Annotated in this window: 13 protein-coding genes and 1 riboswitch; of the genes, 11 read left to right on the forward strand and 2 right to left on the reverse strand. The window is 42.5% G+C overall.

The window, feature by feature from the left end:
• The first annotated feature begins 223 nt into the window (after nt 1-223).
• From ACOBQJ_RS02975 to ACOBQJ_RS03000, 6 genes are all read left to right on the forward strand, one after another.
• Nucleotides 224-478 carry an AbrB/MazE/SpoVT family DNA-binding domain-containing protein gene (locus tag ACOBQJ_RS02975; RefSeq protein ID WP_421070237.1) on the forward strand — a complete coding sequence of 85 codons (255 nt, stop codon included), beginning with the start codon at nt 224-226 and terminating at the stop codon, nt 476-478.
• A gap of 55 nt (nt 479-533) precedes the next feature.
• Complete coding sequence (locus tag ACOBQJ_RS02980) at nt 534-908, forward strand: hypothetical protein (RefSeq protein WP_421070238.1); 375 nt, start codon at nt 534-536, stop codon at nt 906-908.
• 292 nt (nt 909-1,200) lie between these two features.
• Complete coding sequence (locus tag ACOBQJ_RS02985) at nt 1,201-1,782, forward strand: hypothetical protein (RefSeq protein WP_421070239.1); 582 nt, start codon at nt 1,201-1,203, stop codon at nt 1,780-1,782.
• Nucleotides 1,783-1,803: 21 nt separating this feature from the next.
• Nucleotides 1,804-3,192, forward strand: coding sequence for a stalk domain-containing protein (locus ACOBQJ_RS02990; RefSeq protein WP_421070240.1), 1,389 nt, complete (start codon nt 1,804-1,806; stop codon nt 3,190-3,192).
• 36 nt (nt 3,193-3,228) lie between these two features.
• Entirely contained in the window at nt 3,229-3,720 is a 492-nt protein-coding gene (locus ACOBQJ_RS02995) for a VanZ family protein (protein ID WP_421070241.1), read from the forward strand.
• Nucleotides 3,721-4,161: 441 nt separating this feature from the next.
• Nucleotides 4,162-5,148, forward strand: a complete 987-nt coding sequence (locus tag ACOBQJ_RS03000; protein ID WP_421070242.1) for a DUF4062 domain-containing protein — start codon at nt 4,162-4,164, stop codon at nt 5,146-5,148.
• A gap of 312 nt (nt 5,149-5,460) precedes the next feature.
• On the opposite strand, the gene ACOBQJ_RS03005 is transcribed toward ACOBQJ_RS03000, so the two are convergent.
• A protein-coding gene (locus ACOBQJ_RS03005; RefSeq protein ID WP_421070243.1) for an IS3 family transposase occupies nt 5,461-6,610 on the reverse strand; the annotation gives its coding sequence in 2 pieces (ribosomal slippage) (nt 5,461-6,340 and nt 6,339-6,610; 1,152 coding nt in all).
• A 216-nt stretch (nt 6,611-6,826) separates the two neighbouring features.
• Between ACOBQJ_RS03005 and ACOBQJ_RS03010 the strand changes: the two genes are divergently transcribed.
• The 3 genes from ACOBQJ_RS03010 to ACOBQJ_RS03020 all read left to right on the forward strand — a co-directional run bounded on the left by ACOBQJ_RS03010 (nt 6,827) and on the right by ACOBQJ_RS03020 (nt 11,041).
• Nucleotides 6,827-7,144: a hypothetical protein gene (locus ACOBQJ_RS03010; protein ID WP_421070244.1), complete on the forward strand. Its 318-nt coding sequence runs from the start codon at nt 6,827-6,829 to the stop codon at nt 7,142-7,144.
• Nucleotides 7,145-7,364: 220 nt separating this feature from the next.
• The gene (locus ACOBQJ_RS03015) at nt 7,365-8,831 is read left to right on the forward strand and encodes an SIR2 family protein (RefSeq protein WP_421070245.1); all 1,467 of its coding nucleotides are present in this window, start codon (nt 7,365-7,367) and stop codon (nt 8,829-8,831) included.
• The gene (locus ACOBQJ_RS03020; protein ID WP_421070246.1) at nt 8,828-11,041 is read left to right on the forward strand and encodes an ATP-binding protein; all 2,214 of its coding nucleotides are present in this window, start codon (nt 8,828-8,830) and stop codon (nt 11,039-11,041) included. The genes ACOBQJ_RS03015 and ACOBQJ_RS03020 overlap by 4 nt, the downstream gene beginning before the upstream one ends.
• Before the next feature lie 466 nt (nt 11,042-11,507).
• Nucleotides 11,508-11,591: riboswitch (cyclic di-GMP riboswitch) on the forward strand.
• A 37-nt stretch (nt 11,592-11,628) separates the two neighbouring features.
• Here the strand turns inward: ACOBQJ_RS03020 and ACOBQJ_RS03025 are convergent.
• Complete coding sequence (locus tag ACOBQJ_RS03025; RefSeq protein ID WP_421070247.1) at nt 11,629-12,015, reverse strand: helix-turn-helix domain-containing protein; 387 nt, start codon at nt 12,013-12,015, stop codon at nt 11,629-11,631.
• A gap of 992 nt (nt 12,016-13,007) precedes the next feature.
• On the opposite strand from ACOBQJ_RS03025, the gene ACOBQJ_RS03030 reads away from it, so the two are divergent.
• Nucleotides 13,008-13,295 (forward strand): hypothetical protein, encoded by a 288-nt coding sequence (locus tag ACOBQJ_RS03030; protein ID WP_421070248.1) that lies wholly within the window; start codon nt 13,008-13,010, stop codon nt 13,293-13,295.
• A 370-nt stretch (nt 13,296-13,665) separates the two neighbouring features.
• Nucleotides 13,666-15,882, forward strand: coding sequence for an ATP-dependent RecD-like DNA helicase (locus tag ACOBQJ_RS03035; protein WP_421070411.1), 2,217 nt, complete (start codon nt 13,666-13,668; stop codon nt 15,880-15,882).
• Nucleotides 15,883-15,884: the final 2 nt, after the last annotated feature.

The raw sequence follows: 15,884 nt of genomic DNA on the forward strand, positions 1-15,884 counted from the left end.
AGATAGATTACGGCTGAAGAAAGTAGCTTACTTAGTAGACATGGGAGAGATGGGAGAGGTGTTTTAACCCTTTTTTAATAATGGCGCCCCAGAATCGAAAGGTTCGGGCTTTTTGTGTTTTGAGTGAGCAATAGATGGTAAAACAAAAAAGCATTTACACTTTTAATAATAAATGGTACTATTGGGTTAGAAATTAAGATATTATGTCAAAGGAAGGGTTAATATGAAAGCAACAGGTATCGTTAGAAAGGTTGATGAACTCGGGCGTGTTGTTTTGCCTGTTGAGTTAAGACGTACTTTGGGTATTAGTGAGAAGGACCCCTTAGAAATTTTTGTTGATGGTGAACATGTTATCTTAAAGAGGTACGAGCCTGCTTGTGTCTTTTGTAATAACGCCACTGACGTTAAACAATTTCGTGGGAAGATGGTTTGCGGCGAATGTGCCGCATCAATGTTCAAAAATGCCAAAGCTATGTAATTCTTGTAACTAAGCTGCCATATCAACATATGACACCCTTCGGGGTGTTTTTCGTTTGACTTCAAGTAATATAATGGATATAATAACCAAAGCTAAATACAGAAAAGAAGGGGTGTATACCGTGGCTTTTGAAGTATACAGACCAAGAGGGGAAAGAGTTGAGAAGTTTCCCATAGTAACATTATCTAAGAATTCTATTGTACTAAATAAACATGCAAGGGAAAAATTACAGGCTGAGAAAGTAGAATTGGCCTATGACCGGGAAAGTGGGATGCTAAGAATCAAAACATCAGAGGATGGACAGATGATTAAGAAAACAAAAGTATTTGCCAGGGGTTTCTTCAACCATTTTGGTATAAATAAGCCAGGGAAGTACACTGCTAAATATAAAGCTGATGAAAACGCCCTTTATGCAGACCTAAACTCCTAAAAATTTGCCATCTAGAATGACCTCTATATAAGGGGTCATTTTTTAGTCCTCTTTTGATTTACTTCTAGCCAAAACACATATTTTCCCAAAATGGTTTTTTTCTCTATAAGATGGTAATCTCCTATCATTTTGTGAAGGAAATTACTAGAATTATATCGAATGAGTAAAATGTGGAAAAGAAAACGACCGCCCTTTATACGGGTGGTTATTGTTTAAACGGTATTCGATAAGCAAGTGATAAATTATTTAAAGGGGAAGCAGTATTTTGAACTAATAAAAGGGAGGATGTAAAATGTGGATGTTCATAGGAGTTATAGGTCTGTTAGGATTTATCGTTGCTATTGTGGGTTCTGTAATTTTCGGAATTAAGAAAAATATCATCTGGAAAAAATGGCTTGCTGGTGCTGGTATAGCTCTTGTTATGTTTTTTACAGGTGCTATGCTAGATTCATCTAACCAACCTAGCAATCAGAACGAACCGCAAGCCAATAATTCTCAAACCACAACTCAGACCCAGCAGGAACAAAAGACTAAGCCAGAGCAACAAAAGCAACAAACCGAAACTAAAGAAACTGCTTCTACCCCGGAGGCCCAAACTAATAAAACGACTACACCTGAACAAACAACTTTAACACCAGCACCAGCAGAGACACCGGCACCGGCACAGACCCCTGCACAGAACCAGACCGAGACACAGACACAGACACCGGCACAGACAGAGAAGAAAGAAATAACAGTGTATGTCACTGACACCGGTGAAAAATATCACACGGCTGGCTGCAGTTCTTTATCTAAAAGCAAGATACCAATGAGCCTTTCCGATGCAAAAGCAGCTGGATATACCCCTTGTGGTAGATGCAATCCACCGAAGTAATAGAAAAAGGGTGAATCACATATGAAAAAGTTTAGAACTTTAGTATTGTCTATACTTCTGAGCTTTGCTGTTGCCACAGCCGCTTACGCAGCCCCCCAGGTTATTCTTGATGGCCAACAACTATCCTTTGACGTACCGCCGGTAATCGAAAACGGCAGCACACTGGTACCCCTTAGGGTAATTTTCGAAGCCCTGGGCGCTGATGTCCAGTGGGATGGCAATACCCAAACAGTGACAGCTACTAAATCAGGTAACGAAATACGCCTAATGATAGGCGGGGCTGCTTATAAAAACGGCCAGGAAGTACAACTTTCTGTTCCAGCTAAAATAATAGAAGGCAGGACCTTGGTTCCACTTCGTTTTGTTTCGGAAGCTTTTGGCTGCCAGGTAGCCTGGGATGGAACAACCCAAACTATCACTATAACGAGTATATCGGGTACCGGCACTATTAAGGTCCATTTCATTGATGTTGGCCAGGCAGACGCAATTTATATATCACTTCCGGACCATAACGACATACTAATTGACGCCGGCAATCCCTCTGATGGGCCTACCGTAATTAACTACCTAAAAAACAATGGCATGGACGAAGATCTTGAACTTGTAATTGCCACCCACCCACACGCAGATCATATCGGCGGTCTCCCACCAATATATTATGCTTTTAATGTTATAAAAACTATTGATAGCGGAATGTACGCAGATACTAGCATGTATGAGAATTATTTGTATCTATCTCAAAACGAAGGTAAGTACTGGGAAGTTGATAACTATCAGACCTTCACTTTTGGTAGCGTAGTGCTACAAATAATGACAGGACCTGGCTCCTGGGATAATGTTAATGATTATTCAGTTGTCTGCCGACTTGATACGGGAGATATTGAGTTTCTCTTCATGGGTGACGCGGGATTTCCTGCCGAGTCAGTTCTCTCGGGTGAACTGGATGCGGAGATTTTAAAGGTTGGCCATCACGGCAGTAGAACTTCTACTTCGGCGGCTTTTCTAAGTAAGGTCAGCCCAGAGGTTGCTGTAATAAGTGTTGGCACGGGTAATACTTATGGCCATCCAACTTTAGAGACACTGCAGAGATTGCAAAATGCCGGCGCCACTGTATACCGTACTGACCTTAACGGTAACATTGTGATAACTACCGACGGCAAAACTTATAACACTGCCATAAGTAAAACAAGCACAGCTGACACGCCTGCAAACAATTATAAGACCCAGGTTACTCCAGCACAAACACCGGCCACTACCGGGGCTTATGTTGGCAGCATAAAGTCTAATAAATATCACTACCCAAGCTGCCGGTACGCAAAGACCATTTTACCTAAAAATCAAATATGGTTTGCAGATGCGGCCGAGGCCCAGGCAGCAGGTTATGTGCCGTGCGGAGGTTGCAAACCTTGATTATAGGTTTTTACTAGTGAGGTTTTTTTATAGATAATGGCAAATAAAAATAACAAACCATTCCTTCTGCTTTCCTGGGTTGCGGTTGCCTTCTGGCTAACTATAATATTTGTTTTTTCATCTCAACCAGCAACTCAGTCTGACCGTCTGAGCATAAGGGTAACGGAAGTAATTATCCAAAAAGTATGTCAGGTTATCCAATTAAACATTGAAAGCAGTGCAATAGCTGATTTGGCAAAAGAGCTGAATCACATGGTGCGAAAATTTGCTCATGCCAGCGCATATTTCATACTGGGGATTTTGATGGTCAACGCCTTGAGAAGAAGTGGACTTAGTGGGATTAGAATGGTAATTATTGCACTTAGCATCTGTACTTTATATGCTGTGAGTGACGAAATACACCAGTTATTCGTCCCTGGCAGAAGTGCGCAGATTGGTGATGTTTTTATTGATAGCGCTGGGGCTATATTAGGCCTCGGGTTATATGGTGCGGTTGGGAAAATTAGTAGGGTTACGACAAATAGATAGTTGCAATCTCGTCTGGCATTGGATCAGCTGTCTATACTGCCATCGTTTCTGCTCTTTACAAAATTTTTACTAGAGAATAGGATGCCTAAGGCTGGATGAATTGCCCAGCTGTTGCAGCTACCCTATAGGATTTATAAATTAGATTGTCAACTGGAAAGGAAGATCATAAAATTATGTCGAATACCATTTGAGGTTAATATTGCCAGGAGATTATGAAGGGGTACCTATATAGCAAAAAAGAGGTTTGCCAAAGCTCACAATCTATCTGGGGATAGATTATTTGACATTCTAAACGAAGAATCTGTTAAAGCAGTTTTGCTTTAACTAGTGTCTATAATCAGAATTTTAATTAAGAGCAAATGCAGACTGCTTACCCACAAAATTCGTAATTTTTACTTGCCTCAATAAGGAAATTTATTCTTGATTATAGGAGAAAGAACGATGGCTGAGAAGAAATATCAAGTGTTTATTAGTTCAACTTACTCTGATCTTATTGAAGAACGGCGAAAAATATTGAACATTCTTCTAATGGCCGACTGTATTCCCTCGGGAATGGAGGCGTTTGTTGCTACAGATGATGAGCAATTTGAAGTCATTAAGAGAGTTATTGATCTCTGTGACTATTATATCCTCATAATTGGTAAAAGGTATGGATCGGTTAATCCAAAGACTGGTTTTAGTTATACTGAGATGGAATACGAGTATGCGAGAGAAAAAGGTATCCCCGTACTCGTATTTGCTATAGATGATTCTGCTGTATTGCCTGAGGAAAAAGTCGATCAAGATACTGGCAAAATTGAAAAACTTGGATTATTTAGGGAGAAAGCTTTGACCAACCGTTTGGCCAGCATTTGGAAAACTAACGATGAACTCACAGGACAACTGGCTATTGCCATCATGCGGGCAAAATCCGAAATAAGTCGTCCAGGCTGGCAACGAGCGGTAGATTATGATGAAGCATCGTTACGTCGAGAGGTAATGGATTTGCAAACCCAAAAAAATGATCTGGAATCAAAACTCCTCAATGCAAACAATGTGATTGCATCACTAACAACACAAAATAATGTTGCATTTGATGATTGTGAAATTCGAATAGATTATTACTACTATGATAGAAACTTTATGCAAAACCGCAGTAAATCAACTACTCTTCCCCAAATTTTCTCTGTTATTGCTACAGAAATGATGGATGTATTAATAACAGAGAGTGGAATTTCTACTGCAATAAAAAATCAGATATTTAAAGGTAGCGACTTTTATTTTACTGATCATCAGTTTTTAAAACGAATAATGAACCAGTTTAAGGCTCTTGGCTTAGTCTATTCAACTTGGAGTAATGAAAAGTCAACTTTATTTTGGGGCTTAACAATTAAAGGGCAAAAGGTTCGTGATGACATGATCTTGATTAGAAATAAGGGTAAGGGCTAACTACTAATATGGAAGCCGAAAGAATTTACTATATTCAATCGAAAACAAATTTTATTGGATAAATATTGGAAATATATGGTGCCCCCCATTGTCAAGACAAATTTTTGGCTGACTTAAGTTAGGTTCTCCTTTCCTGTTGTTTTATAGATATTCTACTTCGGGAGATGTCAAGGGCGAGCGAAGCTCGTTCATCGGAGGCACAGCCGGAGACCCTTGACATCTGGGCAGCCCATTATCCTTTTGTCTTCCGGTCAGATATGACCGGCTGCCTTCCGGCGAGGACAGGGGTTTGGGGACAGCGTCCCCAAGACCTTAACCTGCTTTTAGCTCCAAATTCCTGCCATAATAATATGCTGCTGGTGTTTGGTAATTTAAGGATTGATGCGGTCTTTCGTTGTTGTATTCCTCAATATACTCTTTGGTAAGCCGGCGAAGCTCATGACCTGTTTCACATTCTTCCAAGTACAATTTTTCCCATTTGTAAGACCTGAAGAATCTTTCTATCCTTTGATTGTCCAGCGCTCTGCCCTTACCATCCATGGATATTTTGACGCCGTTTTCTTTTAAAAGACCGACGTATTCCCGGCATGTAAATTGTGAGCCTTGATCGCTGTTGATGATTTCAGGGGTACCGTGTGTTTTTATTGCTTTCTTTATCGTTTCAATAACAAATATCTTCTCCAATGTATTGGATAGCCCAAATCCTACGATGTACCGGGAATACCAGTCGATAATGGCTACCAGGTACATGAATCCATGCTTCATCCGGCAATAGGTGATATCTACCGACCACACTTGATTGGCATGGTCGATATTCAGGCCTCTTAATAAATAGGGGTAAAGATATTTTTTGTACAGCCGTTTACTTAGGTTGGGGCCCGGACAGAATCCATGAATCCCCATTTCCCGCATATACCGGCGCGTTCTTTTACAATTGATAATGATGTTGTGTTTGTTCCTTAAAACTTTGGTCATCTTGCGATAGCCGTACTCAGGATGCTTGGTGTAAATCTCATCAATAAGCAGCTTGATATCCAATTCTTCCCGGCTAATCGGGACAGGCCTGTAGTAAAGACTTGTCCTGTTGATGTCCAATAGTTCGGCCTGCCGGGCTATGCTGAGCTTTTTATCGCCTTTTTCGACCATTGCCATACGTTCTTTGCGGGATTTAGTTTCTACCAGATTTTTTTTTGAGCCAACTCACTTCATAGGAGAGTTGTCCGATTTGTCTTAAGAGGTCATCCTTTTCTTGCTCGTAGGCTTGTTTGATTTTTCCCACTTCGTCGGCTTCTTTGCTGAATACCTTGTCCGCATTGGCTATAAATTCCGCTTTCCAGCGGCTTATAACATTAGGATGAACTTGGTATTCCGACGCGATCTGGCTCAGTGTTTTTTCCTCCCGTAGGACTTCCAGCACTATTTTCGATTTTTCTTGCGGGGTAAATTTTCTTCTCTTTTCCATGTCTCTACTCTAACTTATTTTGCCCTTCTTGTCTGTCTTGTTTTATGGGTTCATTATAATAAGCGCCTTATATTAATTCTTTTTATATTTGTTAACTTCCTTTTATCCATCTACCCGTTAGGCTAATAAAGCGAAACCAAAAGAGATTTTCATTATTTATATAATGTAGTTTAAATAGATTTTATTTTTGACGTTGGTTGAAAGGGGAAGTATCATATGCCGTTGTTTATATTTATTGTTGCCGCTTTAATTGTTGTATTTGGTATTGTTGTTTATAAGGCAAGGACAAGCAAAGAAACAGGTAATACGAAAAGTAAAGTAGTGAACTGGATTATATTCGGAGTAAGCTTAATAGCGTTGATTATTTCGCTAAAATTATTTTATAATATGGCTTTATACGCTGATGAATACGGTTCTTCTCCTGTTCTTGTATGTGGCGGATGGTTTTGGCTCTGTATGGATTGGTTTAGATTAGGTCTGCTTTTTCTTCTCTGTCTAATTTCGAGTTTTAATGCCTTTAAGCGAACTAAATAAGAATTTTTGCATTTATGTTGCGGTGTCTGATGGATTTTAAAGGAAAAGCTAAAAGTTCATTTTGAGCATACTGGACAGTTGAATTAATTTTATAAGCTGCACATTATTCATATACCAGTTAGGCTAATAACACGCAGTTCGTGCAAGCAGTAGTTATAGAAATAATGCGGAACAAAGACCTTGAATGTAGATGTAAACCAGAAGTAAGGAGGTTAATCCAATGGCTGAGAACATCTTAAAAATCCGTGACGATGAATGCGTAGTACTTAACAGTTCGGGCGATGGATTTGAAATAAGAGAGGGCAAATCGCTTTCTTGGCTCGCTTCTGGTAAGTCGCCAAGTAAGATAGTTCTCTCTTCTCTGAGAAGCGGCATTGAGCCGTGGCTAACATCACTCTTTCAGTCAGAGCATCTTTCGCTTCTCGTTGGAACGGGACTCTCGTATTCGTTGAGTAAAGTGGCAACCACAAGTGATACAGATACTAAAGCGACCACTACAATTATAGAAACAGGCGAGCCAACATCAACTGATAGTAAAAAAACATCAATGGACATACCCGCGCTCACTTCTGAGAAATATAGGGAAAATATTCTATCTTCGGTGAAGGACATTGCTGAAAAAGGCCGTCGTGGCAACGCAAATATCGAGGATACTATCCGGGTAATAAACGAGTTGCTACGTGGACTTGAAATCCTCGGCCACAGTAAAACTGAAGGCGAGCCAACGCCAGAGCGAGTTGCATATACTGAGTTGAAGAACAACCTCGAACAGATTATTTTTGACTTCACAACAAGCATAAGTTACATTGAAAGGAGTATCGCCACTGCCGAACCATCAAAACGCGAAGAAGCTTTTAGTTATCTTGTGAACTTCCTTATGAGTTTCGCAAGCCGTTCAGGGACGCGAGATCGACTGAATATATTTACCACCAACTACGACCGAGTGATAGAAGCTGGGGCGGAATTGGCAGGCTTACATTTGCTCGACAGATTTACTGGGACGCTTGCGCCGATTTTCCGTTCGTCGAGGCTTGATGTTGATATGCACTACAATCCTCCAGGGATCAGAGGCGAGCCTCGGTATCTCGAAGGTGTTGCCAGATTCACAAAACTACACGGCTCGATTGACTGGATAGATACAGGTGCAGATATTCGACGCACTGGGCTTCCATTTGGGTCAGCAGACATAAGGAGTTTTCTAAATGCTCCGGGACTATGCGATGTTGACAGCCGCAAGGTGATGATTTATCCCAATTCTGCAAAAGATCGCGAAACTGCAGAGTATCCATATGTCGAGTTGTTCCGCGACTTTGCTGCGGCTCTGTGCCGTCCTAATAGTACCATTGTTACATATGGGTATGGCTTTGGCGATGAGCATATCAATCGAGTCATCAAAGATATGCTCACAATCCCATCAACGCACCTCGTGGTAATTTCCTATAACGATGCAGGCGGACGCATATTGAAGAAGTATGAGGAGATGGGCAGACATTCGCAAATCACCTTGATCATCGGCGAAGACTTGGCTGAACTAAAAACGTTGGTTGATTATTTCATGCCGAAACCATCCATTGACAAGGCTTCAATCAGGATGAGTGAGTTGCTTAAACAACGCTATTCTTCTATTCCAAAAGGAGAGTCTCCAGAGGAGAATTTCCTGGCGACAATGGGAGGTGCTGAAACATGATGACGCCTCTTGCGATAGCAGACGCGCAACGCATAGGAAGTGTAGATTCTGTTTCCCCTGACGAAATCAATGTGCTTCTGGATATTGAAGCACCAAACGATGTTGCTCTGAACGCTGGAGTGCCAAGACCATTCCCGCGCATCAACAGCTACGTCCTTATACCAAGTGATAGTGGGTTTCTTGTCGCGCAGATTGAATGGATTAAAATTGAGCGGTCACAATATCCGAAGCGTAAAGGACTACAGGACTTTGGCGTAATTGACTTACCGTTCCCATTGCGAAAGATGAGCCTCAACCCCCTTGGTGTTCTGCGTGAAAATGTGGGGGAACCAGCCAAACCTCCGTACTCATTTTCGCGTGGCATCGAGGTGTTCCCAACCGTTGGCGACCCGGTTTTATTGCCATCACAAACTGAACTAAAGTGTATCGTTGAGTCCGGAGATAATCGCAGGGTGAAAATTGGTGTTAGCCCACTTGCAGGCAATGCGGTAGTTTCCGTAGACCCTGACAGACTTTTTGGGCGGCATTTAGCTATCTTAGGCAATACAGGCAGCGGCAAATCTTGCTCTGTCGCAGGGGTTATTCGTTGGTCGATTGACGCAGCAAAACGGGAAATTGCCTGTCCCGAATGCGGACAACCGAGGAAAATAAATTCACGCTTTATTATTCTTGACCCAAATGGTGAATACTCACAAGCATTTTGGGATATGGACAACGTGCGTGTGTTTGCTGTTGAAGCGGACAAAGGAAATGAAGTAGAGCAACTACAAGTGCCGCTTTGGTTATGGAACAGCTCAGAATGGTGTGCTTTTACTCAGGCAAGCAGTCGAGCACAACGGCCTGTTCTAATTCAAGCATTGAGAACAGTTCGTGATGGAACATTGGATGCAGCCTTAACGCCAAGTGCTGATATGCGAAGATATTTACGTACCTTGGTTGATATTATTAGAATCGAGCTTGTGAGTGGTGAACCGTGGGCGGCGGGTCAGAAAAATTATGGGAAAAGAAAAGGTTTTTATGACGGCCTAATTATTTGGAAACGTGATGCTACTGATGATGCTTCTTTCTCTCAAAAAGAAAAGGACGCATTGAGTGTGCTTAATACAAAATTAGAAATGATGATTTCAGCGCATGTGAAGACGCAGCAAAATCAATGGCCCAGTTATCTCTTTGACAAAACTACCATAACTGAGCTAATGGAGCTTACCTCAAAGGCACATTCAGCTTTTGGTGGCTCTGACAGGGATGTGCTTCCGATTGATGCGGATATCCCCCGACCATTTACAGGTGACTTATTTCTTAGAAGTATTCAAGCCAATGCGGAACTGCTGAAATCAACGGAATACGTTGAAACTATGCTAACGAGAATACGCACATTGCTTTCAGATTCTCGTATGAAGATCATAACAAACTGCTCACCGGATTTAACGCTTCAAAAGTGGCTCGAAACATATATCTGCCCGACAAATTCAGTGGATGGCTCTATTACAGTTATTGATTTATCCTTAGTGCCAGCAGAAGTGATCCACATTGTTACGGCAGTTATTGCCCGTATGACGCTTGAAGCCTTACAAAGATACAGGCACTTAAATGGCGGTAAAACTTTGCCCACAACGCTTGTTATGGAAGAAGCCCATACTTTCATCCGTAAGTATGCAAGTGACGCAGAAGAAACCGTCGCTTATTCAATGTGTACACAGGTATTTGAGAAGATTGCCCGTGAGGGACGAAAATTTGGATTAGGGCTTGTTCTCTCATCCCAACGTCCAAGTGAGCTATCGCAAACCGTTTTGTCGCAATGCAATACTTTTCTTCTTCATCGAATCAGCAATGACCGGGATCAAGACTTAGTAAATAAGCTGGTGCCGGACAACTTGAGAGGGTTGCTCCGGGAACTGCCCTCTTTACCATCGCAAAAGGCGATCCTGTTAGGGTGGGCTTCCGAATTGCCCGTGCTGGTGCAGATGAACTACCTTGAAGAAGCCCAGAGACCCAAATCTGATGACCCGGAATATTGGAGGATATGGACAGACACGGGCGAAAACGCTCGTACAGTTAATTGGGGTGCTGTCGCAGATAATTGGCAAGAGAAAGAGCCGGATGTTGACGAAGGCCAAGAGCTTGATGAAGTTGACGCAGAACAACAAGAGAAAGACGATTCTGACTACGGCGATTATCTTTGCCACGAACAAAAAACCAACGAGAAATGAGTAATGCCAACACTGATTCAGAAGTCGATGATGAAGAACTACTATTTTAGGGAGAAGCTAATCCAATGCAAAACTACCTATGGGTACCGCTGACAACAAATTGTAGAGCGCTGATTCGCAGTATCAGACATACATTAGAAAAGATGGAACAGTTACAGAGCACACTCATACATATGATTGTTTAAAATATGGTAATAGGTTTGAAATAAATTAAGATCGGTAAATTGTTGAGTTGCAAACTCAGTGCCTCAAGGGAACTTCGCATTATTCATATTATATTGATATGTTGATAGGAAAATTAAAGAGTATTATGTCCATATCGAACTCTAACTCAGCGGGGCTTCACCATGTAGAAATTAGTAATATATAAAAAATTGCTCAAATTTTGTAAAAATAGGACTGTGGTCCTATTGAATGACGGGACGGTCCTGATTATAATTTAGTACAACTGAATTGAATATCGGGTAGTTTTCCGGGGCAAACCTGTGCGAAAGCCAGGGACGCAAAGCCATGGGTCTAAAGCGAGAGCTAAGATTGCCAGGTTGCAAAACTATTACGGTCACCCCCCGTAATGGGGGATTTTTGTTTTATACGGCCTGACTGTCCCGTATGGTCTCTATTAACTTCTGGAGATCGGCGGCTAGGGTAGGGAGTGTACGCCTATTTATACCGGCACTCAAAAGTGCCATGTATATATTGGCTCTGATTCCTGCGCCCTGAACGATAGTTTTTGTTTCCTCGCTATCAAGGTTGTCTTCCTCCGACATAAGCCAATCGAGAGGGACACCTAGCAGCTCCACAAACTGCTGAATGGTTTCAGTCCTAGCCATAGAACCCCTGTTGCCCATCTCAATGCGATTAATTGCAAAATTGGTCTTCCCGATTGCGTCTCCGATCTTCGCCTGAGTATACCCCAGCGACTCCCGAAGCAGCCTAATTCTTTTTCCGAAAAGGGTAGGTAGTGATTTATCCATGTGAGAATCTCCTTTAGATACGGTCACGCGCATGATGTTTTTTAGATAATTACTAATGGAATAATAACACAAAAAATTAAAAAATAAAATAAAAATTAATGATTTGTTTAACTATGGGTAAGATAATATTATAATTATATACAATTACAAATAGTTTAATACCGTCTTGTGAGACGGTGTTAAGTAGCAATAATACCAGTAAGTAAGCGCAATTAAAAAAATAATTTTTAAAAATAGTAGTTGACTTTTAATGCAATTGGATGATATAATGAAATTGTAGGGTAGGACAGCCAACGCTATGAGCAGCGCTACCCTCGCATCATATAACACTTCGCAGCACGATTGTGCAAAAGCCAGGCCGGGGGCGTGGCACACAATCACTCCCAGTAAACTTCACAGTGAACTATCACTAAGCTGCCCGGACGATCACCATAAGTTCGGTGTATTAAAATGGTAGGCGCCCACCGTTAATCGCAGCAAATGCCCAATTTCTCAGCCTATTCGTACCAGTGATATAGAATCAGGAGAGTACCCGCGCCGTGGGCATGGTGAGACGGGAGACTTCGGCCAGAACCACAGTGGGAGCTCAAGTTCTGGAATCCGGGGGAAAAGAGAGATGCTCCTCATATTCCGACAAACGCTTTTCTGGTTGTCGTTCTGAAGGCAACAAACTGGCAGCGCCCAAAAGCGCCTCCACCAGTGGCAAAGGGTTGGCGAACATGCGCCCTGCCTTCCTAGCGTAGCGATACGCGGCGACCCGGAGTGGGTAATCATAAAAGCGGGAATGTGCGAAAGAAAACCTTACTCCGACAAAAATCACAATGTTAATCTCCGCGCCCTGGTTAACGCTGGGGCGCGATAATACATAAGATTTTTCTCCGTACCCAAAATGGGTACGGCAATACATAACCCAAAAACCATGTGTTCTTAATAGGATAAATATTGGGACATGGTTTTTTGTTTTAAATCTACAATATATAAGGAGGGATTTTATGACTCAAAATGACATCCGCAGGGTAGCAAGAAAAATCCTAATGGGTGGACAAAAGAAAGAATTGATACGATTCGTTTACAACAGGGAAAAGCGTGACGGCGTGCGATCACTGGCAAAGCATATGACAGAGATCAGCGGCAACCGTTATAAGGCAAGAGATTTAATGATTTTAGCAGGCCTTTATATTCGCAGTGAAAACGGTGACAGGATGTACCTGGGCGGCAAGCAGGGTAAACTTGGAGGCCGCCAAAACATGAAAGTTGCCCAAGCGTACCAAAGCATGTAAACGGCAGAGAATCTGCCGTTTTTGTTTTTAGGCTTTGTTGAAAAATTGTGTTGTGGTCGTTTAGTCCTAGCATATTGCTAGGTACAGGAGTGCTAAGGCAACAAGAATACCACTTCTGCCAAAGCAGAGCACAAGAAACCATTTGCCCACATCCAATACCACTCTCCTCTTTCCTTGGGTTATACCAAATTTGCTTGAAACGACAATTGTTAAATTAATGATTAAAGAACCAAAAAGGCCTGTTGTATGCGATATGATCAACAGGTTTTTTAACAGAGTCTTAATTTATTAGAGTTATTTTGACCCAACTCCAATTTTAAAGGCTGTCCCCACGGACGGCCTAATTTTTTCTCAGAAAGGAGGCTTTAGCCTGACGGAAAATGAAAGATTTGAAGGAACCATAAGAAGGTTCATATTCTCAAGTGAAAATTTTTCAGTGGCTTCATTTTTATCTGGTCCTGAAATAATAACAGTAGCCGGCAACCTGTATGGAGTTCCGATAAAAGAAAAGGTCACTGTGTTTGGTACATGGGTTGAACACCCAAAGTTTGGCCGTCAGGTGAAAGTATCTCACTGGGAACGGCGTGTGCCATCCACCGCAGAACAGGCGGTAGCGTTTTTGGCCTCGGGGCTTATCAAAGGAGTGGGGCCTGTCACAGCGAGAAAGATTGTTCAGGCGCTCGGGCCAAATGCAGTGGAGATAATCCTTGAAAAAGGGCCGGGCGTGCTGGAGAGCATTAAGGGTTTTAAAAAGAAAGCCAAGGAAGCCTACCAATGTATAATGGAAACCTTTGAGATACAGAGAGTAATGGCACAGCTACTTCCTTTTGGGCTTACAGCTAAGACAGCGATAAAAGCCCACAAGAAGTTCGGCGGACGAACGGTTGAGCTTATCAGGGAAAACCCATACTGCCTTATGGATGTGGATTCGATTGGTTTTATCAAGGCCGACGAGATAGCAAGGAAGTTCGGAATAGCCCTTGACAGCCTTGGCAGGATTTGCGGGGCCATAAAGTACACACTTGAAGAGTACACATGGAACGGCGGACACTGCTATATGACGATGGAGAGGCTTGTAGATGAAGCCTTGAAACTTTTGAACTCGAAAGAAAACTGCGTTAAACGCAGTCAGCTCAACACAGGCATCAGCAGGATGTGCGAAACAAAAGAAGTAACTGTTGAAGCAGGGGTTGTGTATTTAACAGCTATATATAATATGGAAGCAGCTCTCGCCGAGAGCATTAAAAGCCTCACAAAGAAAATCGTCACGCGCGTGACTGATTCAAGAATCGAGGGCTTAATAAAGCGATATGAAGTATTACAGGGAATCAGGTTGGAGCAGGAGCAAAAACAGGCTGTTGCGGCAATACTTGAAAACAACCTGCTGGTCCTTACAGGCGGGCCTGGTGTCGGGAAGACCACAACCGTAAAGGCGATAATTGATGTGTTCTCGATGGTAAAACCGGAAGCCGAAATAATGTTAGCCTCCCCAACAGGCAAAGCCAGCAGGAGACTGAGCGAAGTCACCGGCATGGAAGCAAGCACTATACACCGTTTACTTGGTTTCAAGGCAGACTCACTGCTTCCCGAGTTTAATAAGGACAACCGGCTGAGATGTGATTTACTGATCGTCGATGAAGTGTCGATGCTGGGGATTAAGCTGGCGAAGTACCTGTTCGACGCGATAGCGCCGGATACGAAAGTGCTGCTGGTAGGAGATGTTGACCAACTCCCGCCGGTTGAACCGGGAAATGTACTGAATGATATCTTACGTGCAGGCACGCCAAGTGTAAGGTTGGAAAAGATATTCAGGCAGGCTGCGGAAAGCCAAATCGTAGTAGGCGCCCACGCTATCAACTCGGGGAAGATGTATACACCTGATCACATCAAGGATGACTTTTTCTTTATTGAAAAAGAGAAACCCGAAGATATACAGGATACGATACTGCGGTGCGTTAAGCGGCTTCAAAGCCTTGGGAACGCCATGGATGATATTCAGGTATTAAGCCCGATGAAAAACGGTATAGTGGGAACCCTGGAGCTCAACAAAAAACTCCAGGAAGAAATAAACCCGTCCTTTGGAAGCAGTGAAATTAAAAGAGGGATGACATCCTTCAGGGTTGGAGATAAAGTAATCTGCACAAAGAATAATTATGACAAGGATGTTTTCAATGGAGAAACAGGGACGGTCACGCGCATGACTTGGGAAGAAGATGATATTACCGGCCTTGTGGTCAAATACGACGACAGAGAGATAAGTTACGCGCGTGACGAACTGCAAGACCTAGAGTTGGCGTATGCGATAACAACCCATAAGAGCCAGGGCTCAGAAGTCCGTGTAGTGATTATGCCGGTTACAACCAGCCACTATGTTATGCTGGCAAGAAACCTTGTATATACTGGCATCACCCGGGCAAAGGATAGAGTCGTCCTCGTGGGTACGAAAAAAGCCTTTGGCATAGCGATTAGGAATGATAAACAGGCAAAGCGCAACAGCAGGTTGGCAGAAAGAATAGCGAATGTGTCATTTTTGGAGTTTGACTACCCGGAGGCTTCTGGTCAAGTCAAATGTATTTTGAGTAGTTAAGG

This window comes from Pelotomaculum propionicicum (assembly GCF_048984525.1).
In the GTDB taxonomy this organism is placed as follows: Bacteria; Bacillota; Desulfotomaculia; order Desulfotomaculales; family Pelotomaculaceae; genus Syntrophopropionicum; species Syntrophopropionicum propionicicum_A.

Excerpts from the sequence above, each read along its gene's own strand:
- ACOBQJ_RS03030 (WP_421070248.1), top strand. The coding sequence starts at position 13,008 with ATGACTCAAAATGACATCCGCAGGGTAGCAAGAAAAATCCTAATGGGT.
- ACOBQJ_RS02990 (WP_421070240.1), top strand. The coding sequence starts at position 1,804 with ATGAAAAAGTTTAGAACTTTAGTATTGTCTATACTTCTGAGCTTTGCT.
- ACOBQJ_RS02985 (WP_421070239.1), top strand. The coding sequence starts at position 1,201 with ATGTGGATGTTCATAGGAGTTATAGGTCTGTTAGGATTTATCGTTGCT.
- ACOBQJ_RS02995 (WP_421070241.1), top strand. The coding sequence starts at position 3,229 with ATGGCAAATAAAAATAACAAACCATTCCTTCTGCTTTCCTGGGTTGCG.
- ACOBQJ_RS03000 (WP_421070242.1), top strand. The coding sequence starts at position 4,162 with ATGGCTGAGAAGAAATATCAAGTGTTTATTAGTTCAACTTACTCTGAT.
- ACOBQJ_RS03025 (WP_421070247.1), bottom strand. The coding sequence starts at position 12,015 with ATGGATAAATCACTACCTACCCTTTTCGGAAAAAGAATTAGGCTGCTT.
- ACOBQJ_RS03015 (WP_421070245.1), top strand. The coding sequence starts at position 7,365 with ATGGCTGAGAACATCTTAAAAATCCGTGACGATGAATGCGTAGTACTT.
- ACOBQJ_RS03020 (WP_421070246.1), top strand. The coding sequence starts at position 8,828 with ATGATGACGCCTCTTGCGATAGCAGACGCGCAACGCATAGGAAGTGTA.
- ACOBQJ_RS03010 (WP_421070244.1), top strand. The coding sequence starts at position 6,827 with ATGCCGTTGTTTATATTTATTGTTGCCGCTTTAATTGTTGTATTTGGT.
- ACOBQJ_RS02975 (WP_421070237.1), top strand. The coding sequence starts at position 224 with ATGAAAGCAACAGGTATCGTTAGAAAGGTTGATGAACTCGGGCGTGTT.